Source organism: Actinosynnema sp. NPDC037264 (assembly GCF_055603705.1).
Genome location: NZ_JBVJVK010000040.1, coordinates 28,776 through 49,961 on the forward strand (window position 1 = coordinate 28,776; position 21,186 = coordinate 49,961).

Sequence of the window (21,186 nt, forward strand, 5' to 3'; positions counted from 1 at the left end):
GGTCACTCTTCCGAGTGGCCTGCACCGCACAGCGGGGTGCCTGGAGGCGTGAGGCGAATCGATACAGCAGCCGTCGGGTGTCTCGTCGCTCACAGACGGGTCGGGCTGTTGGGTCGGGTGGCTCGAGCGGGTCTAGCATCCGGGGGTCAAGGTCCGCGTACGCACGTACCGGAGACCAGTCCACCACTGACGCTGGAGGCCGTTGCGCATGGCCGGCACCACCGCACCCGAGCGGGCGGGCACCTCTAAAGGGGGCGGAACGCTCTACCGCGGCGACCTGGGGATGTGGTCCTGGGTCGCGCACCGCATCACCGGTGTGTTGACGTTCTTCTTCCTGTTCGCGCACGTCCTGGACACCGCGCTGGTGCGGGTGTCGCCGGACGCGTACGACAAGGTCATCGAGACCTACAAGAACCCGATCGTCAACCTGTTCGAGGTCGGCCTGGTCGGCGCGGTCCTCTACCACGCGCTCAACGGCATCCGCGTGATGCTCGTCGACTTCTGGGAGAAGGGCGCGCGCTACCAGAAGCAGATGTTGTGGGTGGTGCTCGGCATCTGGGTGCTGGTGATGATCCCGGGCACCTACTACATGATGGTCCGCACGGTTACCGACCTGCTCGGTGGGGGTCACTGATCATGAGCGAACTGACCCTGGCCAAGCCGCGCGCACCGCGCCGCCCCGCCGCCCGCCGCAGCAACTTCGAGCTGTACAGCTGGCTGTTCATGCGCATCTCGGGTGTCGCGCTGGTGGTGCTGGTGCTCGGGCACCTGTTCATCATGAACATCCTCGACGGCGGCGTGCACCGCATCAACTTCGGCTTCGTCGCCGGCCGCTGGGCCTCGCCGTTCTGGCAGATGTGGGACCTGGCCATGCTGTGGCTGGCCCAGATCCACGGCGGCAACGGCCTGCGCACCGTGATCAACGACTACGCCCGCAAGGACGCGACCCGGTTCTGGCTCAAGGTGCTGCTCTACGTCTCGATGGTGCTGATCATCGCCCTCGGCACGTACGTGATCTTCACCTTCGACCCGAACATCACCGACTGACCCGCTGCGGGGAGTGCTCAGAGCCATGCAGTTCCACAAGTACGACGTCGTCATCATCGGCGCGGGTGGCGCCGGGATGCGCGCGGCGATCGAGTCCGGCCAGCGCGCCCGCACGGCCGTGCTCACCAAGCTCTACCCCACGCGTTCCCACACGGGCGCCGCGCAGGGCGGCATGTGCGCCGCGCTGGCGAACGTGGAGGAGGACAACTGGGAGTGGCACACCTTCGACACGATCAAGGGCGGTGACTACCTGGTCGACCAGGACGCCGCCGAGATCATGGCGAAGGAGGCCATCGACGCGGTCCTCGACCTGGAGAAGATGGGCCTGCCGTTCAACCGCACGCCCGAGGGCAAGATCGACCAGCGGCGGTTCGGCGGCCACACCCGCAACCACGGCGAGGCGGCCGTGCGCCGGGCGTGCTACGCGGCCGACCGCACCGGCCACATGATCCTGCAGACGCTGTACCAGAACTGCGTCAAGCACGGCATCGAGTTCTTCAACGAGTTCTACGTGCTCGACATCTGCATGACCGAGACCGCCGACGGCCCGGTGTGCACCGGCGCGGTGGCCTACGAGCTGGCGACCGGCGAGATCCACGTCTTCCAGGCCAAGTCCGTGGTGTTCGCCACCGGCGGCTTCGGCAAGGTCTTCAAGACCACCTCCAACGCGCACACGCTGACCGGCGACGGCATGGGCATCGTGTTCCGCAAGGGCCTGCCGCTGGAGGACATGGAGTTCTACCAGTTCCACCCGACCGGTCTGGCGGGCCTCGGCATCCTCCTCACCGAGGGCGCCCGGGGCGAGGGCGCGATCCTGCGCAACGCGTCCGGCGAGCGGTTCATGGAGCGCTACGCCCCCACCATCAAGGACCTCGCGCCGCGCGACATCGTCGCCCGCTCGATGGCCCTGGAGGTGCTGGAGGGCCGCGGCGCCGGCCCGAACAAGGACTACGTCCTCCTCGACTGCACCCACCTGGGCGCCGAGGTGCTGGAGACGAAGCTCCCCGACATCACCGAGTTCGCCCGCACGTACCTCGCGGTCGACCCGGTGACGGAGCCGGTGCCGGTCTACCCGACCGCGCACTACGCGATGGGTGGCATCCCGACCAACGTGCACGGCGAGGTGTTGCGGGACAACGACAACGTCGTGCCCGGCCTCTACGCCGCCGGCGAGTGCGCGTGCGTGTCCGTGCACGGCGCGAACCGGCTCGGCACGAACTCGTTGCTGGACATCAACGTGTTCGGCCGCCGCGCGGGCATCGCCGCCGCCGAGTACGCGCTGGCGCACGACCACGTCGAGCTGCCCGAGAACCCGGCGGCCCAGGTCGAGGCGCAGGTGGCGCTGGTGCTGTCCGAGCACGGCGAGGAGCGGGTGGCGGACATCCGCACCGAGCTGCAGGCCACCATGGACGCCAACGCGTCGGTGTACCGCACCGAGGACACGCTCAAGACGGCGCTGCACGACGTGCAGGCGTTGAAGGAGCGCTACCAGCGGATCACCGTGCAGGACAAGGGGAAGCGGTTCAACACCGACCTCCTGGAAGCCGTCGAGCTGGGCTTCCTCCTGGAGCTGGCCGAGGTTCTCGTCGTGGGCGCGCTGGCGCGCAAGGAGTCCCGCGGCGGTCACGCGCGCGAGGACTACCCGAACCGCGACGACACGAACTTCATGCGCCACAGCATGTACTACAAGCAGGGCGACGGCTTGGCGGCCGACATCCGGCTCGACTACAAGCCCGTGACGTTCACCCGGTACCAGCCGATGGAGCGCAAGTACTGATGACCGCTACCGCTGAAGTGTCCACCGGCTCGCGCGGGAACCAGCCCCCCGTGCCGGACGGCGCGATCACCGTCACCCTGAAGGTGCGCCGGTTCAACCCGGAGTTCGACGACGAGCCGCGCTGGGACTCGTTCGAGATCCCGGCCCTGCCGTCGGACCGCGTGCTGAACCTGCTGCACTACGTGAAGTGGTACCTCGACGGGACGCTGACGTTCCGCCGGTCGTGCGCGCACGGCATCTGCGGCTCGGACGCGATGCGCATCAACGGCGTGAACCGGCTGGCGTGCAAGGTGCTGCTGAAGGACCTGCTGGCGAGCGGCGGCAAGCCGACCACGATCACCATCGAGCCCATCAAAGGGCTGCCGGTCCACAAGGACCTGCTGGTCGACATGGAGCCGTTCTTCGAGGCGTTCAAGGCGGTCAAGCCGTACCTCATCACGTACGGCAACGAGCCGACGCGCGAGCGGGTCCAGTCCATCGCCGACCGCGAGCGGTTCGACGACACCACCAAGTGCATCCTGTGCGCGGCGTGCACCACGTCGTGCCCCGTGTACTGGACCGAGGGCTCGTACTTCGGCCCGGCGGCGATCGTGAACGCGCACCGGTTCATCTTCGACAGCCGTGACGAGGGCGCCGAGGAGCGCTTGGACATCCTCAACGACGTCGACGGCGTGTGGCGCTGCCGGACCACCTTCAACTGCACCGACGCGTGCCCGCGCGGCATCCAGGTCACGAAGGCCATCCAGGAGGTCAAGCGCGCCCTCCTCTTCAAGCGCACCTGACCCCACCGCACCCGACGCGAAGGGCCCCCGAGCACCTCGGGGGCCCTTCTCTCGTCCGTGGGCCGGGTACCCCGAGTTCAACGCCCAGGACGGGCACCCGGCGCGGACTTCGGCCCTGGTGCCGTCCTGGGCGTCGAACTCACCGGTCCTGGAGGTTCGACAGGCGGGACCGGAACGTTCGACTCGCGGTCAGGGTTGGTTCTGGGCGGCCGCGCGGGCGGCGCGGGCGGCTTTGGCGCGGCGGTTGCGCAGGTACATCACCAGGCCCAGGAGCAGGCCGAGGCCGGCGACGGCGGTGATCGGGCCGCCCACGTTGCCGAACGCCGTCTGCATGGCGGAGGGCTGGGTGCCGTCCGGGCTGGAGTTGGCGACCTCGCCGACACCGGCGCTGGTCGGCGTCGGCCGGGGCTCGGTGGTCTTCTTCTTCGCCTGCGGCGCGCCCTCGACCAGCCTGCCGACCGGGTTGCCCGACGCGGCGGGTTCCAGGGCGAAGCCGTAGTCGAGCAGGCGGGCGGCCTGGTCGGTCATCCGGACCGGCTGCTGCTGGCCCCGCAGCAGCACGACCACGAGCCGCTTGCCGTTGCGCTCGGCCGCACCCACGTAGGTGTGCTGCGCGTCGTCGGTGAACCCGGACTTGCCGCCCAACGCACCCTGGTACGTGGTCAGCAGCCGGTTGTCGTTGACGATCGGCACGGTCCCGTTGCCGTTGGCCGCCGGGAAGTCGATCCGCTGCGTCATCACGGCCTTGACGAAGTCGGGGTACTTCATCGCCTCGCGGTAGATCAACGCCACGTCGTAGGCCGACGTGGACGTGCCCGGCGCGTCCAGCCCGGACGGCGTCACGGCCCGCGTGTCCAGCGCGCCCAGCTCGGCCGCCAGGGCGTTCATCTTCCGGATCGCCGACGGCACCCCGCCGAGCCGACGGGCCAGCGCGTGCGCCACGTCGTTGCCCGACGCCATGACCAGCGCCTGGAGCATCTGCTCGACGCTGTACTCGGCGCCGTTGCGCAGCCCGATGCAGGTGCACTCCTGCGCGAGGTCCTCCGGCGTCGCCGCCACCGTGGCGTCGGGCGCCAGCTCCTTGGCCACCACCATCGCCAGCAGCACCTTGATCACCGACGCGGGCCGCTGCCGGCCGTGCGGGTCGAGGGCCGCGAGCACGGCGCCGTTGTTCATGTCGGCGAGCAGCCAGCTCTTGGCCGTGATGCCGTCCGGCGGCACGGGCGCGTTCGGTGGCAGCACGAGACCGCACTCACCGAGGCGCTGTCCCCCGATCGGGCTCTCCGGTACCTCGATCGGTGGTGGAGGCTTCTCGCCTGGCGCCACCTGTTCGGAGGTGTCGACCGGTGGGGGCGGTGACACCTTGTTCTCGCAGGCCGGCTGTGCGGCCGCGACCGGTGCGGCCACGAACGACGCGCCGGCCATCAGCGCACAAGCAGCCAGGACCAGGGCAACGGGCCGTCGGAACGCGGAGGAACGCACCCGCCCAGGCTATCCACCCCGGATGAGTGACCTGCACCCGCCACGTCCGATACTGCTCCGGTGAAGCTCTCCCGCGGCATGTCCGTGTTCCTGCTTGCCTTCGGGGTGTGGTCCTGGGTGATCTGGCCGACCTTCCTGCGCAACATCTGGAAGGACCCCCGTTCGTGGGACGGCGGCCCGACCACGTTCTTCACCGTCCACCTGCTGCTCGTTGTCGCGTCGCTCACATTCGGCACGGTCATCGGTGTGCTGGGCGTGCGCGGGCTGCGGGCGGCCAGAAGCGCCAAGAGCGAGTAAACCCACCACACCTGGAGGCTCCGCCGTGGAGTTCGTGCGCCTACTGCTGGTGTTCCTGCACCTGCTCGGCATGGGCATGCTGATCGCGATGTTCTTCGTCCAGCGCCGGTCCGGGGCCGACGCCCCGCTGAACAACGGCTGGCTGCACGGCAGCGCGTTGCAGCTGCTCACCGGCCTGGCGCTGATGGGCCTGGCCCCGGTGACCGACCAGGACTACAACGACATCAAGATCGGCGTGAAGCTGCTGGTCCTGGTCGTCATCGCGGCGCTGGTCGCGCTCAACCTGAAGAAGAAGCCCGCCGCCTGGCTCACGCCCGTGCTGGCCGGCCTCGTCGTGGTGAACGTCGGCATCGCCGTCTTCTGGACGTAGGCGCGGACCTCAACGCCGCCGGAACAACGCACCCAGCAGCAGCCCCGCGCCGACCAGCCCGACGGCGGCGCGGGGGCTGGGCCCGGACCGCACCTCCACCACGGGCCGGATCACGGCCGGCGGTGGCGCCGCCGGCGGCTCCTTGACCGCGTTCTCCCGCGCCGTGGCCGTCCACGCGGTGATGAACAGCAGGAACTGCGCCACCAGGTTCGCGAACACCAGCACACCGATGACCGGCCCGAACGCCGCACCGGCCGGTGAGCTCGTGACGCTGCTCAGGTAGATCGTCGCGACCTGCTTGAGGGTCTCGAACCCGATCGCCGCCGCCGCGGCGCCCTTGACCGCGCTGCGCCAGCCGACGGGCTCGCGCGGCAGCTTGGCCAGCACCCAGAGGAACACCAGCCAGTTCGCGACCAGCGCCAGCGCGATCGTGCCGATCTTCAGCATCGCCTCGGCCCACCCGACGCCGTCCAGGCCGACCCACCGCAGCACCAGCTCGGCGAACCCGCTGCCCGCGGCCGTCAGGCCGAACGACACCACCAGCGCCAGCCCGAGGCTGATCAGCGCCAGGAAGTCCTTCGCGATCGTCTTCAGGAACGGTCGGTCGGCCTTCGCGTGGCCCCACTGCGCGGTCAGCGCGTCACGCAGGTTGCTCATCCAGCCGAGGCCGGAGTAGGCGGCGGCCAGCAGGCCGAGCACGCCGACCGTGCCCTTGGACTCGATGGCCTGCTCGACCACCTCGTTGATGGTGTTGCCGAGCGTGCCCGGCACCGCCTCCGCGATGGAGGCCTTCAGCTCGTCGAGCAGGCCCGGCTCCGAGGCGAGCACGAAACCGGCGACGGCGAAGCCGATCATCAGCATGGGCACGAGCGACAGCACGCTGAAGTACGTCACCGCCGCCGCGTAGTGCGCCCCGTACTGCTCGCTGTACCGCTCGGCGGCCCGGAACAGGTGGTCGAGCCAGGGCCGCTGACGACGCATCCGGTCGAGCTTCGACTCGGTCCCACCCTTTTCCGCCACACGGAAAAGTTAATGCGTCAGGTGATCACACGCCACTCGACAGGAAGCCGATCCGGTCGTAGGCCCGCGCCAGCGTCTTCGCGGCCACGCCGCGCGCCCGTTCCGCGCCGCGCGCCAGCACCTTGTCCAGCTCGGCGGTGTCGTCCAGGTACTCGGCCACCCGCGCCCGGACCGGCGTGACGAACTCGGTGAACACCTCGCCGAGGTCCTTCTTCAGGTCCCCGTAGCCCTTGCCGTCGTAGTCCGCGACCAGGGACTCGATCGACCGCCCGGTCAACGCCGAGTAGATCACCAGCAGGTTGCTCACGCCGGCCTTGTGCTCGGGGTCGTACACGATCTCGCGGCCGGTGTCCGTGACCGCCGACCTGATCTTCTTGGCCGACCGCTTCGGGTCCTCCAGCAGCTCCACCACGCCCGCCGGCACGGACTTCGACATCTTCGACGTCGGGTCCTGGAGGTCGTAGATCTTCGCGGTGTCCTTGACGATGAAGGGCTCGGGCAGCCGGAACGTCTTGCCGTAGCGGGTGTTGAACCGCTGCGCCAGGTCGCGGGTCAGCTCGAGGTGCTGCCGCTGGTCCTCGCCGACCGGCACGTGGTGCGCCTGGTAGAGCAGGATGTCCGCGGCCTGCAGGATCGGGTACGTGAACAGGCCGACGCCGATGGCCGACTCCTGCCGCGCGGACTTGTCCTTGAACTGGGTCATCCGGCTGGCCTCGCCGAAACCGGTCAGGCACTGCAGCACCCAGCCGAGCTGGGCGTGCTCCGGCACGTGCGACTGCACGAACAGCGCCGAGCGGTCCGGGTCGATGCCGAGCGCGAGCAGCTGCGCGGCCGACACGCGGGTGTTCTGGCGGAGCACCTTGGGATCCTGCTCGACGGTGATCGCGTGCAGGTCGACGACGCAGTAGAACGCGTCGTGCGTCTCCTGCAGCGCCACCCACTGGCGGAGCGCGCCGAGGTAGTTGCCGAGGTGGAAGGAGCCCGCGGTCGGCTGGATGCCGGACAGCACGCGGGGGCGGCTCACCGGAGCCGGGTTCTCGACAGGCTGGCCCACGGCCTCGCCTGCGGCGTTCTCCGTAGAGTTTTCGACGGCCACGGGAGGATTCTCCCAGGCCGATCAGACCCCCGTGGTGGCGGGCCGCACCTCGGCCGGGTCCCCGCCGTCGACCGCCGGGGTGGTGGCGACGGGCTGGTTCGCCGCCGTGCGGACCACCGCGGTTCTCCGCCGCCGGACCAGACCGGCCACGAGGCCGATCCCGCCGAGCGCCACCGCGGCGATGCCGACCGGTGCTTCGAGGGAGACGGGGTCCGCCACCGCGCCGTCGGCCGCCACCGCGACACCTTCGACGACCAGGGAAGACGCCGCGCCCAGGACCAGACCCAGGACCGCACCGCGACCGCGCACCGCCCAGCCTCCTCACCAACACCGTGCCACTCCACCGAGGAGTGAACCTTGTTGACGGACGGCCGCGAACCTACCGAAGCTGTGGGGCTCGGGTGTTCGGTTCAGGTAAACACGACCGGCGGCAGACTAACCACAGCCGCCCTCACCCGTCCCCGCAGGGGGTTACCTCACGACGTCGACTCGGCCATATGTCGTAGTCCGCTGCCGGGCCGGGCGACCGGCCAACGCCGCCGTCGCGTGCAGCTCCACGGCCGTCCGGGCGGAGCCGTGTTCGGAGCCGGCCATGCGGCTGATGGTCTCTTCCATGAGGGTGCCGCCGAGGTCGTTGGCGCCGCCCCGGAGGACTTCGGCGGTGCCGTCGTCGCCGAGCTTGACCCAGGAGCACTGGACGTTGTCGACGCGGCCGTGCAGGGCCAGGCGGGCGAAGGCGTGCACGGCCCGGTTGTCCCGCCGGGTGGGGCCGGGGCGGGCGACGCCGGCGAGGTAGATGGGGGCGTTGCGGTGCACGAACGGCAGCCCGACGAACTCGGTCAGGCCGCCGGTGCGGTCCTGCAACGCCGCCAACGCCCGGAAGTGGCCGAGCCAGTGCCCGGGATGGTCCACGTGGCCGTACATCATCGTGGAGGAGGACCGGATGCCGACCTCGTGCGCGGTGGCGACGACGTCGAGCCAGGTGGCGGCGGGGAGTTTGCCCTTGGTCAGCACCCAGCGGACGTCGTCGTCGAGGATCTCGGCGGCCGTGCCGGGGATGGTGTCCAGACCGGCCTCCCGCAACTCGGTCAACCATTCGCGGACGCTGACGCCGGCTTTGGTGGCGGCGGCGACGATCTCCATCGGACTGAAGGCGTGCACGTGCATGCCGGGCACGCGGGTCTTGATCGCGCGGACGACGTCGGCGTAGTAGGTGACCGGCAGTTTCGGGTCGATGCCGCCCTGCATGCACACCTCGGTCGCGCCCGCGTCCCACGCCTCCTGCGCCCGGTCGGCCACCTCGGCGATCGAGAGCCGGAACGCGTCCGCGTCCCGCTCACGCTGCGCGAACGCACAGAACCGACACCCGACATAACAGACATTCGAGAAATTGATGTTCCGGTTCACCACATACGTGACATCGTCGCCGACCACCTCGGCACGCAACTCGTCCGCAAGCCTCGTCATCGTCTCCAACGCCGCACCGTCGGCGGTGAGCAGCGCCATCGCGGCCTCGGTGTCGTCGAGGATCCCGGCCGGGTTGTCCGCGGCGAGACGCAGGGCGCGGGCGGTGTCCTCCGGCAACCGTTCGATCGCCTTGGGGACCGTCAACGACGCCCAGTCGCCGTAGACGCTGTCGAAGTCGCCACGCCGGTCCTCGGTGCGACCCTCGGTGTCGATGGCGGTGTTCAGGTCCGCGCGGCCGTAGGTGTCCAGACCACCATCGGGTTCCTGCCACTCACGACCCACGACCGGGGCGTCGGGGTCGGCCAGGCCGTCTGCGCGGGACAGGGCGGAGACGTGGGCGGTGAGGCGGGTGTCGATCCACTGCCCGGCGGTAGCCGTCACATAGCGGGGATAGACCGCGAGCCGTTCCTGGAGGTCGAAGCCCGCTGCCCGGGTGTGTTCAGCCAGGGTGTCGACGTGGGGCCAGGGGCGTTCGGGGTTGACGTGATCCGGGGTCACCGGCGACACACCACCCCAGTCGTCGATACCGGCGCGGAGCATGAGGGCGAATTCCTCGCCGACCAGGTTCGGCGGGGCCTGCACGCTGGTGGACGAGGGCATCACCAGTCGGGCGACCGCGATCGTGGCGGCCAGTTCGTGCAGGTCGGCGTCGGGCATGCCGCGCATCGCGGTGTCCGGCTTGGCCCGGAAGTTCTGGATGATCACTTCCTGGATGTGCCCGTACTGCCGCGCGATCCCCCGCATCGCCAACAACGACTCCGCGCGCTCGGTGATCGTCTCACCGATCCCGATCAGAATCCCGGTCGTGAACGGGACGTTCACCCGACCCGCGTCCGTGAGCACCCGCAACCGGACCGCCGGTTCCTTGTCCGGGCTGCCGTAGTGCGGGCCGCCCTTCTCCGACCACAACCGCTCCGCCGTGGTCTCCAGCATCATGCCCATGCTCGCCGCCACCGGACGCAGCCGTTGGAGTTCCTCCCAGCTCAGCACGCCCGGGTTCAGGTGCGGCAGCAGCCCGGTCTCCTCCAACACCGCGATCGCACACGCCCGCACATAGTCCAGGGTGGAGGAGTAGCCGCGGGCCTCCAGCCACTCCTTGGCCTGCGGCCACCGCTCCTCCGGCCGGTCGCCCAACGTGAACAGAGCCTCCTTGCAGCCCTGCGCCGCCGCCGCACGCGCGATCTCCAACACCTCGTCGCGCTCCAGGAACGCCGCCGGCAGCTTGTGCGGCACCGTGGCGAACGTGCAGTAATGACACCGGTCCCGACACAACCGCGTCAACGGGATGAACGCGTTGCGGCTGTAGGTCACCACCCCCGCCCGACCCTCCGCCACCAGATGCGCGTCCCGCACCCGACCCGCGGCCCGCAGCAACGCCTCCAGGTCCTCACCACGCGCGTGCAACAGCACCGCGGCCTCGGTCACGTCCAACACCGCACCATCGGCGGCACGGCGCAACGCACGTCGCATCGACGACCCACTCGGCGTCGGATCCGGCGGGGCGATCGAGATGTCCACGGCCACGACAACGACACTAGGCGGCGAAGATTCCCGATCACGCTCAGTGTGATCTCCAACACGAAGCGCAGTCGGGGCTTGGTCGCCCGTCAGCCCGACCGGGTCACCGGACCGGCGCCCTCCCGGCGACGAGGAGTTCGGTGTTGCGGTCGGTCGGCGTGCCGACGGCGTTCGCGTTGGCGTGCGGGTCGTTGAACGCGAACTCCCGGGCCAGTGAGGCGAGGCCGCGCGGCGAGAAGTCGCCGTAGTCTGCCTGGTAGGGCGCGTCACCCTCGACCAGGGTCGTGAACAGGGACAACGTCCCGTCGCCGTTGTCGGCGAGCTCGATGATCCGGGCGTGCTGCGGGTGGTCGACGTGCGCGGCGGTGTTGATCTCCCAGAACGCCCGCTCGCCCGTGCCGTGCGGGACGATCCGGTTCTCGTGGGTGTGGCCGTTGACCCAGGCGACGACGTTCGGGAACCGGCCGAGGAGGTCGACGAGCGCCTTGCCGTCGAGCCTCGGGTCGAGCGGGCGGCGGCGGTCGGGCAGGACGTTGCCCATGGTCCAGCTGGTGTGGTGGCTGAACAGGATGAACAGCTCGTCGGTGACGTCCTGGCGGTGCGGGAAGCCGAGCACGTCGTAGTAGCGGGAGCTGCCGCGCTTGAGGGTCCGCTCCAGCCAGAGGTACTGGTGCAGGCCGATCGAGCCGTCGGCGAAGCCGCCGGTGGTCGTGGTGTCGAGGCTGACGCCGGTGACGCCGGGCGCGATCGGGAACGTGTAGAAGACGTCCACGCCGTCGGCGTTGTCGTCGGTGAAGCCGTGGCCGTGCGGGCCGGGGCCGGTGTGGCGCGGGTCGAGGTGCGCCCGGACGAACTCGGCGGTGGTGAACGGCCGGCGGCGGGCGTCGGGCGTGACGGTGCGGACCAGGCCGCCCTCGGCGACGACGGCTGCCGCGTCCAGCACGTGCGCGGGGTCGGTCATGGCCTTGGCGAGCCGCTGCACCTGGCCGTCCGCGAAGCCCATGATCTTGCGGTTCGAGGTGTAGAGGCCGTCGACGATCGGGAGGCCGTCGGGCAGCGTGCCGACCACGCTGTCGTCGTGGTTGCCGAACGTGCAGTACCACGGGATGCGCAGGCCGGGGCTGTCGAACGGGCGGATGGCGGCGTCGAGCAGGCCGGGCAGGTGGGGGAAGCCCTTGGCCTTGTAGTCGTCGACGAGGGTGGAGTGCGGGTTCCAGTAGGACTTCACGCCGGAGTCCTGCACGCCTTCGTAGCGGGCGGGGTCGCCGGTGTTGGCGGTGATCCGGCCGCCGTTGAGGACGGTGAGGAACCAGTCGAGCTCGATCAGCTCGTGGTTGTCGGTGTTGTCGCCCGTGGTCATCATGAAGTCGATCGGGCGGTTGGTGAACGGCCCGGCGCCGATCGAGTTGATCCGCTGGACCAGCGCCGTCGACGTGTGCTGGGCCAGCGTCTCGTGGGCCCGGAAGGCGCCCGCGCCCAGCAACGGGTGGGTGTACTCGAAGCGGGCCGGGCTCTGGGCGTCGACCATGTGCATGTCGGTGAACTGGACGAAGCAGGCCAGCGACGTGCGCCGGTCCGCCCGCCCCGCGCCGGGCGCGGCCAGGTCCGACCGCACCACCACCGGCCACCCCGGTCCCGCCTGCAACCTCCGGTACCCCGTGCCGCCGACCGCCGTGGCCGCCGCGTCCAGGGTCGTGCCGGTGGTGGCCGCCCAAGCGGGCCCACCCCACAACAACACCGCGCCCGCCGCACCCGTCGCCTGGAAGAAACGCCGCCGGCTGATCCCCATCGAACACTCCCGCGTCTCGGTTAGGTGAAAAGTTCTCACGAACCGGGGAGCGCGTCACGAACTCGGGGTGAAGTGCGGCCGAACGAGCGAAGTCGATCGTCGGGTGGATCGGTTCCGTTGCGCGGCAAGGGATCAGGCCCGCGACGGCCACCCGCCGAGCTGCGGGAACTGCCGCAGGTACCGCTCGCAAGCGTCACCGAAGTCGAAGGCGGGGTCGGTCAACCGCGTCACCTCGACCACCCGGGCCGGATCGGTCTCCGGCGGGACGAGCATCCCGATCTCCTCGTCCCGGAACTCACCGCCCGCGCACTCGGCGACCGCCAGCGCGAGCGCCGTCGCCAGCACGACACCCCCGCACGTCCGCGAGGGCGAGAACAGGACGTAGGTCGGCTCGCCCGGTTCCACGTCGTCCATCACCGACATCCACGCCCAGGCGATCTCGCCGCCGAGCACCTCGAACTCGAACGCGCCGTCCGACCGCCCGGGTGAGTGCGGGCCGACCACCTGCGCCACCAACTCCGGTCGGCTCAACCGGCGACCTTCCCCGACCCGGCGCCCCTGCTGGTACCGACGCCCGCCGAACACCACGACCTCCGGCCGGCTCGGCAGGGCGAGCAACCCGGCCAGGAGCCGCTCGGCCGCCGCCACGAGGACGTCCAGCCGCACCGGCTCGGGGACGGTCGCTTCGAGGTCGACGGACACCGGCCGATGCTAGATCGACCGCCTCCGCCGCGGGATCAAGCCGTACGACTCACTGCCCCGCCTTGGGCCAGTCAAAACTCACCGTGACGGGCGCGTGGTCGGACCAGCGCTCGGCGTAGGTCGCAGCCCGCTCGACCACGGCGGTGCGGGCGGTCGCGGCCAGGGCGGCCGTGGCGACGTGGAGATCGATCCGCCAGCCCGAGTCGTTGTCGAACGCCTTGCCCCGGTAGGACCACCAGGTGTACGGGCCGGCCACGTCCGGGTGCAGGGAGCGGACCACGTCGACGTAGCGCGCCTCGCCGTACACGCGGTCCATCCAGGCGCGCTCCTCGGGCAGGAAGCCGGACGACTTCTGGTTCGTCTTCCACGCCTTCAGGTCCTCGGCCCGGTGCGCGATGTTCCAGTCGCCGCACACCAGCACCTCGCGCCCGTCGGCGGCGGCCTTGTCGCGCAGTTCCACCAGGTACGGCAGGAACGCCGCCATGAACCGGTCCTTCTCGTCCTGCCTCGGCGTGCCGACGTCACCGCTGGGCAGGTACAGCGACGCCACGACCACGTCGGCCAGCTCGACCTCGACGTACCGGCCCGAGTGCTCGAACTCGGTCACCCCGAACCCGATCCGCACGGCCTGCGGCGCCTCGCGCGTCAGCACCGCGACCCCGTTGCGGCCCTTGACCTCGGAGTACGCGTGCGCCACGTGCCAACCCTCCGGCGAGCGCACCTCGTCCGCCAGCTGCCCCGGCTCGGCGCGCACCTCCTGCAGGCACACGACGTCGGCCGCCGTCGCGGCCAGCCACTCGAGGTAGCCCTTCTTCGCGGCGGCACGCAGCCCGTTGACGTTGATCGAGGAGACGGTCAGCACCCGGGCAGCCTAACCGCGATCCGCGACCGCCCAGCCGTGCGGGTACTCGGCGCCGCAGCCCGTGCAGGACGCGGTCAGGCCCCACATCAGCACCAACGGGCTGCTGCCCTCCGGCGACGCCACCCCCGCCATCTCGTGCCCGTCCACGACCGACCGCAGGCCCGGCCACTCCGGCTCGCACGCGCACGTCACCACGCCACGCCGGAACGACCGCCACTTGAAGAACATCCGCCCATCACATCACGTGCAGCCGCTGTCCGAGGTGGGTGTCACGAACTCGGCCTTCACCCACCGCCCGTCGGACAGCAGCCGGAAGCCGTTCTCGATCCTCGCCTCCGCCCGCACCACCGCGTCACGCGGCATGGTCGCCACGATCGGCTGGGTGTCGGCGGGCCCCGACCGCACGTTGAGGATGTCGGCGATCACCGTCACCCTGCACTCGCGCGCGGCGGTCTCGTCCACCCCGAGCTTCTTGCCCTCGTTGGCGACGTACATCAGCCCCGCCGCCGCGAGCACACCCACGACGACCATGCCGCGCACCGGAATCCCGAACATCACGCCTCCCGACACCTCTGCCGAAGTGCAGATATAGCGCGGGCCGGTGGGCCGCGGGCCGGTCGGCGGCACATTCCACCCCACCGGGGAACCGGTCGGGTGACGCCGTCACGGAAACGGCACCGGAACCGCGAACCGCACCGCCAAGCGCACCGGGGAACGGCGCCGGAACGGACAAGGGGACCGCCCGGAGGCGGTCCCCTTGTCGCGCGAGCCGAAGGGCGGGGTCAGCCGGCCATCTTCTTCTGCAGGTTCTCGTCCAGCGTGCCGAGGAAGTCCTCGGTGGTCAGCCACTCCTGGTCCGCGCCGACGAGCACGGCGAGGTCCTTGGTCATCCGGCCGCTCTCGACGGTCTCCACGATGACCTGCTCCAGCGTCTCCGCGAAGCCGGTCACCTCGGGGGTGCCGTCCAGCTTGCCGCGGTGCTTGAGGCCACCGGTCCACGCGAAGATCGACGCGATCGGGTTGGTGGACGTCGGCTTGCCCGCCTGGTGCTGGCGGTAGTGCCGGGTCACCGTGCCGTGCGCGGCCTCGGCCTCGACGGTCTTGCCGTCCGGCGTCATCAGCACCGACGTCATCAGGCCCAGCGAGCCGAAGCCCTGCGCGACCGTGTCGGACTGCACGTCGCCGTCGTAGTTCTTGCACGCCCAGACGTAGCCGCCCTCCCACTTCATCGCGGCGGCCACCATGTCGTCGATCAGCCGGTGCTCGTAGGTCAGGCCCGCGGCGTCGAACTGCGCCTTGAACTCGTCCTCGAACACCTGCTGGAAGATGTCCTTGAAGGCGCCGTCGTACGCCTTGAGGATGGTGTTCTTGGTCGACATGTACACCGGGTAGTTGCGCTGCAACCCGTACGAGAACGAGGCGCGCGCGAAGTCCTCGATGGACTTGTTGAAGTTGTACATGCCCATGGCCACGCCGCCGTCGGGGCCGTAGTTGGCCACCACGTGCTTGATCGGCTCGGAGCCGTCCTCGGGCGTGAACGTGATGGTCAGCTCGCCCGCGCCGGGGACCTTGAAGTTGGTCGCCTTGTACTGGTCGCCGTGCGCGTGACGGCCGATGATGATCGGCTTCGTCCAGCCCGGCACCAGCCGCGGGATGTTCGAGATGATGATCGGCTCGCGGAACACCACGCCGCCGAGGATGTTGCGGATCGTGCCGTTCGGCGAGACCCACATCTTCTTCAGGCCGAACTCCTCCACCCGCGCCTCGTCGGGCGTGATGGTGGCGCACTTCACGCCGACGCCGTGCTTCTTGATGGCGTGCGCGGAGTCGATGGTGACCTGGTCGTCGGTGGCGTCCCGGTGCTCGATGCCCAGGTCGTAGTACTCGAGGTTGACGTCCAGGTACGGGTGGATCAGCTTGTCCTTGATGAACTGCCAGATGATCCGCGTCATCTCGTCGCCGTCGAGTTCGACGACGGTCCCCTGAACCTTGATCTTGCCCATACTCAGGGCGCTCCTCTCGCGACAATGCAAGCAAGACAAGCGTACTGCTATGTCGGGTTGCTTGCGTCCACCCGGGCGGAAAAAGGGAACGGCGTCACATCTGCGCCGAGCCGCGACCGCCGGTGGCACGTGTGGTCTCCGGCCAATACAACCAGCCGCGCCGCCGGGCCGCCGCACGGGGACGACCGGGGGCGACACTCGAACACGCGTTCGCGGAATGCACCCTCCGGACGTCCCCGCCCCGCTAACCTCGGACCCGGACGAGTGATCAAGGGGGCAGCGTTGTCGACGGGTCCGACCCACGCCATGAGCGGTCTGCTGGCCTGGGCGGCGGTGACCGCGATAGCCGAGAACCACCCCATCGGCCAGCTCACGCCGCAGAGCTGGGCGGTCGGCGCGGTGCTCGCCACCGGCGCCGCCCTGCTGCCCGACCTCGACCACCCGTCCTCGACGATCTCCCGCACGTTCGGGCCGGTCAGCGCGGGCGCGTCGGCCCTGATCAACACGATCAGCTCGTTCGTCTACCGCACCACCCGCACCCGCAAGGACTCCAACCGCGACGGCGGGCACCGCGGCCTCACGCACACGCTGGCCTTCGCCCTGGTCGCCGCCGTCGGCACGACCGCCGTGGTGCAGCAGTCCCAGAAGTGGGCGCTGCCCGCGCTGATGTTCGTGTTCGCGGGCCTCGCCGTGCGCGGGATCATGAACGACTGGTGCCCGCAGAAGGACGCCCTGCTCATCACGGGCGTCTCGGCCGCCATCACGGTCGCCTGCGTGGCCTGGACGGCGCAGACGCCCGCCAGCGCGGCGGCGTGCGGGGTCGCGGTGGGCGTCGGGTGCTTCGCCCACTACCTCGGCGACGCGATCACCGAGCAGGGCTGCCCGATCCTGTGGCCGATCCCGCTGATGGGCAAGACCTGGTTCCCGGTCGCGCCGCCGAAGATCATGCGGATGAAGACCGGCGGCCGGGTCGAGATGGCCATCGTCGGTCCGCTGGTCACGATCCTGAGCGTCTGGCTGTCCGCCGCCGCGTTGCAACAGGCGGGCGCGCTCCCGTTCCTCGAAAGTTTCGACCTGCTGCCCATCTGATTTTCAGATACCGGCCATTCGGCGGCTACCACTTCATCACCCGAACGGACTAGCCTCCTCCGAAATCCTGTCCCGCGCCGATCGCGTCGAGGAGGACTTCGTGCCCCACCCCACGCACGACAACGTTGTCGAGGCCGCCGGATGACCACCTGGCTGGGCCTCAACGCCGGTCACGACGACCGGACGACCGCGGACGCCGTCGCGGTTTCGCTCTACGAAACGCTGCTGTTCCACGCCCAACTCGTGTGCGTCCACGACGTGGAGGGGCGGCACGCGATGTCGTTCCGGCTCACCGAGGAGCCCTCGGAGAACACCGTGTCGACGCTGATCGAACGCGGCTACGGCGTGGCGGTGCACAACGGCTCCCTGCAACGGCTCGCCGGGCCCGAGGAGCTGACCCGCGGCGCGCTGCGGGCGGCGTTGGCGCACCGCGACCGCAAGGAGGGCCGGGCGCTGCGGTTCCCCGGCCAGCGCACGCTGCGCGGCCGTTACGGCGTGTCGGACATCCTCGCGTTCAGCGCGATCGAGGAAGTCCTGCCGCACGGCACGAAGAGCGTGGACGCGCGCGGCGACCTGCAGCCGACGTTCGTCAACGGCCGGCTGGTGCTGGACTGCGGCTGAGACCTCGGCGGTCAGCCGGGGTGCGCGCCGACGGTGTCCTTGATCTCGGCGCCGAGGCGGTCCGCGCTGCGCGCGCAGTGGGCGCAGCAGAAGAACCGGCCCTGCACCTCGACGCCGTGGCCCAGGATGCGGCAGTCGCAGTGCTCGCAGCGCGGCGCCAGGCGTTGGATCGCGCACTCGAAGCTGTCGAACGTGTGCACGCCACCGCCGACCGTGCGGACCTCGAAGGCCATCCAGTAGTCGTTGCCGCAGACGTCGCAAGTCGCCATGGCCGAAGCGTGCGCCGGTCGGCGGGCACCGGCAACTCGAACCCGCTCGACGAACCCGGACCCCGTGCGCGCGCACGAGGTCGGACCGAGCGGACCAGGCCGGACTCGAACCGGCGTCCTCCCTCCCAGGGGGAGGGCGCGTCAACCACTGCGCTACATGGTCCCGAGCCGGGCCGGATTCGAACCGGCGTCCTCCCTCCCTTGGGGAGGGCGCGACAACCACTGCGCTACCGGGCTCCTGCCCAACACTAACCATGACCGAGGTCGCGGAGACAGGGCCGCTAAGGTCTGCCCTCGTGCGCGGAGTCGACTACTACGAACTCCTCGGGGTCGGCCGCTACGCGTCCGAGGCGGAGATCAAGTCCGCTTACCGCTCCCTGGCCAAGGTCATGCACCCGGACGCGGGCGGGTCCTCCGGCACCTTCCGGATGCTGCAAGAGGCATATGACACCCTGCGGGACCCGGCTCGCCGACGTGACTACGACCGCGGTTGGTCGTTCACCCGTCCGGGCGCACGCCCGACGTCGCCGACCCGCCCGCCGCGCTCCGGCCGGACCGGTCGGTTGCGCAACTTCGGCGAAGATCCCGACTTCGTACCTCCGAAGCCCGTGGTGGACCTCGGCGGCCTCGCGTGGTGGCACCTGGTCGACGTCGGTCAGCGGGTCCGGTACGCGCCCGCCTCCGGTCCGGGCCACGCGCCCGCGCTGGCCGCCATGTGCGGGTGGTTCTTCCTGCTGCTGCCCGTGGTCGTCATCGACTTCTCGCCGTTGGCGCTCGGCGTCTGGCTGCTGGTGGTGGCCGCCGCGGCGACGGCGGCGTTCCGGCTCGTGCGGCGGTACCTGGCGGCGGTCCGGGCCGACCGGTCGTTCACGGCGGACCACGACACCGGCGTCGTGCACGGGACCACGGACGACCGGGTCTGCGAGCGGCTCACCGCCGACCTGCTCAGCCAGTACCTGACCCGGCTGCCCGGCGCGCGGATCTTCCACGGGCTCGCCTGGCCGGGCTCGGTGTTCGCCGACGTCGACCACGCCGTGCTGTGCGGGCGGAAGCTGGTGCTGATCGAGTCGAAGTCGTGGCTGCCCGGGCACTACGAGGCCGAGGACGACGGCACGGTGTGGCGCAACGGCCACCCGTTCCGGGGCGGCGGCATGCGGATGCCGCGCAGCCTCGCGGTGTACCGGAAGCTGCTGCCGTGGCTGGAGATCCGGACCGCGCTGCTGGTCTACCCGAGCCGCGACGGCGTGGTGACCACCGAGGAACCGGCGGACGCCATCGTGCCGCCGATGACGCCCGCCCAGTTCGTCGAGGAGATCGGCGACTGGCTGGCCGAGGACCCGGCCACGGTGGACCGGGAGGCGTTGCGCCTGCTGATCGGGCAGGTCGTGCCGATCGCGCGGACCGCGGGCTGACTAGCCGAAGACGCCCATCTCCCAGAGCGAGTAGCCGTACGGGGTCGCGCGCTGGAAGGCGTACAGCTTCACGTAACGCGCGCTCGTGTCCAGCGTGATCTCGTCCGTGCCGCCGTCGGCCGCGTAGTTCTCGTGCACGGTGGTCCACGTCGTGCCGTCGGACGAGACCTGCACCTGGTACTGCCGGGCGTGCGCGGCCTCCCAGTCGAGCCGGACGCGGCGGACCGGTCGCGCCGAGCCGAGGTCGACCCACAGCGAGTGCTGGTCGGTGAACGCGCTGCTCCACCGGGTGGCCGGGTTGCCGTCGAACGCGTGGGCCGACGGGTGGGCGGCGCTCTCGGTGGTGGTGGACCAGGACGGGCGGCCGAGGGCCAGGTTGGCGGACCCGGTCAGCCCGCCCTGGTTGACCGCGCGCGGCGAGGCGTAGGTGGCGCGGACGGCGCTGTCGGGGTTGAGCTGCTTGTCGTCGAAGAACTCCGGCCACGCCATGAAGTACGACCACTCGGGCTGGGACGCCAGTTCCGCGGGTGACGGGACCTTGCCGACCTCGGCCAGCGCCAGCGGTTTGCCCTGCGCCAGCGACTTGAGCACGTCGCGGTAGGTGCTCGCGGGCCAGAAGCTGTTCCACGCGTCGAGCGACAGGACGTCCGCGTACGCCGGGCCCGGGTAGTAGTCGGCGATGCCGGCCGGGTCGAGGTCCTTGACGTTCCACACCCACGCCATGCCGGCCAGGCCGCGGGTCCTCACCAGGTGGTCGTGGGTGAGCTGGTAGAGGCGGCGGCTGCCGTTCGCGCCGGGCCGGCCGCCCCACCAGGACCAGCCGTCGTTCATCTCGTGCAGCGGCCGGAACAGCGGCTGCACGCCCGCGTCCAGCAGCAGGCGCAGGAACGGCACGACCTCGTCGAGGCGCGCCTTCCAGGCGTTGTTGAGCGCGGTGCCGTCGGTGATCAGCTGCGCCCACTGGGCGTCGGTGAGGTCGTCGTTCACGCCCGCGTCCCAGCCGCACGCGGTCGGCCGGGTCGGCGGGCAGGCGTGCCAGGTCAACGTGACCAGCGAACCGTTGCGCCACTCGGTGAGCGCCTGGTCGACCATCGTCCGGCGGTGGTCGACGTCGGCTTGGGCGAAGAGGAAGTCGCCGCCCCACAGGCCGGGGTACACGCCGGTGATCGCGTGGACCTTCGCGGTGTGGCGGGCGGGGTCGGAGTTGGGCTCCTTGTTGTGCATCCCGGTCACCGTGCGGGTGCCGGTGATGCGCTTCAGGTAGTCGACGACCGGGATCGGCGGCGGTGCCGCCGCGGCGGAGGCGGCGGGTGGGGCGAGGGTGACCAGAAGTAGGGCTACCAGCGTCATCGCTGTTCGCACTGCTCGCACTGCGTCCTGCCTCTCGAAAGGTGGCGGCCTTCGGAGCGTGGCGGCGGATCGTTGGACGGTAGCGATTAACCGGTTAAGCAGTCAACCGGATGGCGCAGGTCGGCAGCGGGCGCGGGCTGCGTTCCGAGGCACGAGGACGTCGTGCGGAGCCCGCCACCGGTCGGCCAGCTGACCGGCGAGTTCGACAGGGCGGGGTGATCGGCGAGGTTCGG

At 70.4% G+C, this 21,186-nt stretch carries 22 protein-coding genes and 2 tRNA genes; 9 read left to right on the forward strand and 15 right to left on the reverse strand.

Translation table 11 applies throughout. The features are described from left to right. The first annotated feature begins 208 nt into the window (after positions 1-208). Genes sdhC through ACZ7GX_RS31800 form a run of 4 tightly spaced genes read left to right on the forward strand, consistent with a single transcriptional unit; the run spans position 209 to position 3,606 of the window. On the forward strand, positions 209-634 hold the full coding sequence (gene sdhC, locus ACZ7GX_RS31785) for a succinate dehydrogenase, cytochrome b556 subunit (protein ID WP_230570370.1): 426 nt from the start codon (positions 209-211) through the stop codon (positions 632-634). 2 nt (positions 635-636) lie between these two features. Then, complete coding sequence (locus ACZ7GX_RS31790) at positions 637-1,047, forward strand: succinate dehydrogenase hydrophobic membrane anchor subunit (protein WP_123745404.1); 411 nt, start codon at positions 637-639, stop codon at positions 1,045-1,047. A 25-nt stretch (positions 1,048-1,072) separates the two neighbouring features. After that, a complete protein-coding gene (gene sdhA, locus ACZ7GX_RS31795) occupies positions 1,073-2,824 on the forward strand; it encodes a succinate dehydrogenase flavoprotein subunit (protein ID WP_498782016.1) in 1,752 nt (583 codons plus the stop codon). Next, a complete protein-coding gene (locus ACZ7GX_RS31800) occupies positions 2,824-3,606 on the forward strand; it encodes a succinate dehydrogenase iron-sulfur subunit (protein ID WP_498782018.1) in 783 nt (260 codons plus the stop codon). The genes sdhA and ACZ7GX_RS31800 overlap by 1 nt, the downstream gene beginning before the upstream one ends. 189 nt (positions 3,607-3,795) lie before the next feature. Here the strand turns inward: ACZ7GX_RS31800 and ACZ7GX_RS31805 are convergent, their stop codons facing one another. Then, positions 3,796-5,088 carry a D-alanyl-D-alanine carboxypeptidase family protein gene (locus ACZ7GX_RS31805; protein ID WP_498782020.1) on the reverse strand — a complete coding sequence of 431 codons (1,293 nt, stop codon included), beginning with the start codon at positions 5,086-5,088 and terminating at the stop codon, positions 3,796-3,798. 60 nt (positions 5,089-5,148) lie between these two features. Between ACZ7GX_RS31805 and ACZ7GX_RS31810 the strand changes: the two genes are divergently transcribed. Beyond that, on the forward strand, positions 5,149-5,385 hold the full coding sequence (locus tag ACZ7GX_RS31810) for an SCO4848 family membrane protein (protein WP_498782022.1): 237 nt from the start codon (positions 5,149-5,151) through the stop codon (positions 5,383-5,385). Between the two features lie 25 nt (positions 5,386-5,410). After that, on the forward strand, positions 5,411-5,755 hold the full coding sequence (locus ACZ7GX_RS31815; protein ID WP_498782024.1) for a hypothetical protein: 345 nt from the start codon (positions 5,411-5,413) through the stop codon (positions 5,753-5,755). Positions 5,756-5,764: 9 nt separating this feature from the next. Here the strand turns inward: ACZ7GX_RS31815 and yhjD are convergent, their stop codons facing one another. From yhjD to ACZ7GX_RS31865, 10 genes are all read right to left on the reverse strand, one after another. Then, positions 5,765-6,775 carry an inner membrane protein YhjD gene (gene yhjD, locus ACZ7GX_RS31820; protein WP_498782026.1) on the reverse strand — a complete coding sequence of 337 codons (1,011 nt, stop codon included), beginning with the start codon at positions 6,773-6,775 and terminating at the stop codon, positions 5,765-5,767. 25 nt (positions 6,776-6,800) lie between these two features. After that, positions 6,801-7,829, reverse strand: a complete 1,029-nt coding sequence (gene trpS, locus ACZ7GX_RS31825; protein WP_498782096.1) for a tryptophan--tRNA ligase — start codon at positions 7,827-7,829, stop codon at positions 6,801-6,803. A 63-nt stretch (positions 7,830-7,892) separates the two neighbouring features. Beyond that, a complete protein-coding gene (locus ACZ7GX_RS31830; protein ID WP_498782028.1) occupies positions 7,893-8,180 on the reverse strand; it encodes a hypothetical protein in 288 nt (95 codons plus the stop codon). 162 nt (positions 8,181-8,342) lie between these two features. Next, the gene (locus ACZ7GX_RS31835; protein ID WP_498782030.1) at positions 8,343-10,862 is read right to left on the reverse strand and encodes a bifunctional FO biosynthesis protein CofGH; all 2,520 of its coding nucleotides are present in this window, start codon (positions 10,860-10,862) and stop codon (positions 8,343-8,345) included. Positions 10,863-10,959: 97 nt separating this feature from the next. Then, positions 10,960-12,645 carry a TIGR03767 family metallophosphoesterase gene (locus ACZ7GX_RS31840; RefSeq protein ID WP_498782032.1) on the reverse strand — a complete coding sequence of 562 codons (1,686 nt, stop codon included), beginning with the start codon at positions 12,643-12,645 and terminating at the stop codon, positions 10,960-10,962. Positions 12,646-12,777: 132 nt separating this feature from the next. After that, the gene (locus ACZ7GX_RS31845; RefSeq protein WP_498782034.1) at positions 12,778-13,347 is read right to left on the reverse strand and encodes a hypothetical protein; all 570 of its coding nucleotides are present in this window, start codon (positions 13,345-13,347) and stop codon (positions 12,778-12,780) included. 49 nt (positions 13,348-13,396) lie between these two features. Beyond that, positions 13,397-14,209 carry an exodeoxyribonuclease III gene (locus ACZ7GX_RS31850; RefSeq protein ID WP_498782036.1) on the reverse strand — a complete coding sequence of 271 codons (813 nt, stop codon included), beginning with the start codon at positions 14,207-14,209 and terminating at the stop codon, positions 13,397-13,399. 9 nt (positions 14,210-14,218) lie between these two features. Further along, positions 14,219-14,437: a hypothetical protein gene (locus ACZ7GX_RS31855; protein ID WP_498782038.1), complete on the reverse strand. Its 219-nt coding sequence runs from the start codon at positions 14,435-14,437 to the stop codon at positions 14,219-14,221. Positions 14,438-14,449: 12 nt separating this feature from the next. Beyond that, positions 14,450-14,764, reverse strand: coding sequence for an SH3 domain-containing protein (locus ACZ7GX_RS31860; RefSeq protein ID WP_498782040.1), 315 nt, complete (start codon positions 14,762-14,764; stop codon positions 14,450-14,452). A gap of 227 nt (positions 14,765-14,991) precedes the next feature. After that, positions 14,992-16,212, reverse strand: coding sequence for an NADP-dependent isocitrate dehydrogenase (locus ACZ7GX_RS31865; RefSeq protein ID WP_230572336.1), 1,221 nt, complete (start codon positions 16,210-16,212; stop codon positions 14,992-14,994). 282 nt (positions 16,213-16,494) lie between these two features. Between ACZ7GX_RS31865 and ACZ7GX_RS31870 the strand changes: the two genes are divergently transcribed. Next, positions 16,495-17,301 (forward strand): metal-dependent hydrolase, encoded by an 807-nt coding sequence (locus ACZ7GX_RS31870; protein ID WP_498782098.1) that lies wholly within the window; start codon positions 16,495-16,497, stop codon positions 17,299-17,301. A 141-nt stretch (positions 17,302-17,442) separates the two neighbouring features. After that, positions 17,443-17,922, forward strand: coding sequence for a hypothetical protein (locus ACZ7GX_RS31875; protein ID WP_498782042.1), 480 nt, complete (start codon positions 17,443-17,445; stop codon positions 17,920-17,922). Between the two features lie 11 nt (positions 17,923-17,933). Here the strand turns inward: ACZ7GX_RS31875 and ACZ7GX_RS31880 are convergent, their stop codons facing one another. The 3 genes from ACZ7GX_RS31880 to ACZ7GX_RS31890 form a co-directional block, all read right to left on the reverse strand. After that, on the reverse strand, positions 17,934-18,191 hold the full coding sequence (locus ACZ7GX_RS31880; RefSeq protein WP_498782044.1) for a metallothionein: 258 nt from the start codon (positions 18,189-18,191) through the stop codon (positions 17,934-17,936). Between the two features lie 90 nt (positions 18,192-18,281). Continuing rightward, a tRNA-Pro gene (locus ACZ7GX_RS31885) sits at positions 18,282-18,355 on the reverse strand. After that, positions 18,356-18,429: transfer RNA gene (locus ACZ7GX_RS31890), tRNA-Pro, on the reverse strand. A gap of 58 nt (positions 18,430-18,487) precedes the next feature. On the opposite strand from ACZ7GX_RS31890, the gene ACZ7GX_RS31895 reads away from it, so the two are divergent. Then, a complete protein-coding gene (locus ACZ7GX_RS31895) occupies positions 18,488-19,603 on the forward strand; it encodes a J domain-containing protein (RefSeq protein WP_498782046.1) in 1,116 nt (371 codons plus the stop codon). On the opposite strand, the gene ACZ7GX_RS31900 is transcribed toward ACZ7GX_RS31895, so the two are convergent. Next, positions 19,604-20,953, reverse strand: coding sequence for a glycosyl hydrolase (locus ACZ7GX_RS31900; RefSeq protein WP_498782048.1), 1,350 nt, complete (start codon positions 20,951-20,953; stop codon positions 19,604-19,606). Between the last annotated feature and the right edge of the window lie 233 nt (positions 20,954-21,186).

Excerpts from the sequence above, each read along its gene's own strand:
- sdhC (WP_230570370.1), top strand. The coding sequence starts at position 209 with ATGGCCGGCACCACCGCACCCGAGCGGGCGGGCACCTCTAAAGGGGGC.
- ACZ7GX_RS31790 (WP_123745404.1), top strand. The coding sequence starts at position 637 with ATGAGCGAACTGACCCTGGCCAAGCCGCGCGCACCGCGCCGCCCCGCC.
- sdhA (WP_498782016.1), top strand. The coding sequence starts at position 1,073 with ATGCAGTTCCACAAGTACGACGTCGTCATCATCGGCGCGGGTGGCGCC.
- ACZ7GX_RS31800 (WP_498782018.1), top strand. The coding sequence starts at position 2,824 with ATGACCGCTACCGCTGAAGTGTCCACCGGCTCGCGCGGGAACCAGCCC.
- ACZ7GX_RS31840 (WP_498782032.1), bottom strand. The coding sequence starts at position 12,645 with ATGGGGATCAGCCGGCGGCGTTTCTTCCAGGCGACGGGTGCGGCGGGC.
- ACZ7GX_RS31855 (WP_498782038.1), bottom strand. The coding sequence starts at position 14,437 with ATGTTCTTCAAGTGGCGGTCGTTCCGGCGTGGCGTGGTGACGTGCGCG.
- ACZ7GX_RS31860 (WP_498782040.1), bottom strand. The coding sequence starts at position 14,764 with ATGTTCGGGATTCCGGTGCGCGGCATGGTCGTCGTGGGTGTGCTCGCG.
- ACZ7GX_RS31865 (WP_230572336.1), bottom strand. The coding sequence starts at position 16,212 with ATGGGCAAGATCAAGGTTCAGGGGACCGTCGTCGAACTCGACGGCGAC.
- ACZ7GX_RS31875 (WP_498782042.1), top strand. The coding sequence starts at position 17,443 with ATGACCACCTGGCTGGGCCTCAACGCCGGTCACGACGACCGGACGACC.
- ACZ7GX_RS31880 (WP_498782044.1), bottom strand. The coding sequence starts at position 18,191 with ATGGCGACTTGCGACGTCTGCGGCAACGACTACTGGATGGCCTTCGAG.
- ACZ7GX_RS31900 (WP_498782048.1), bottom strand. The coding sequence starts at position 20,953 with ATGACGCTGGTAGCCCTACTTCTGGTCACCCTCGCCCCACCCGCCGCC.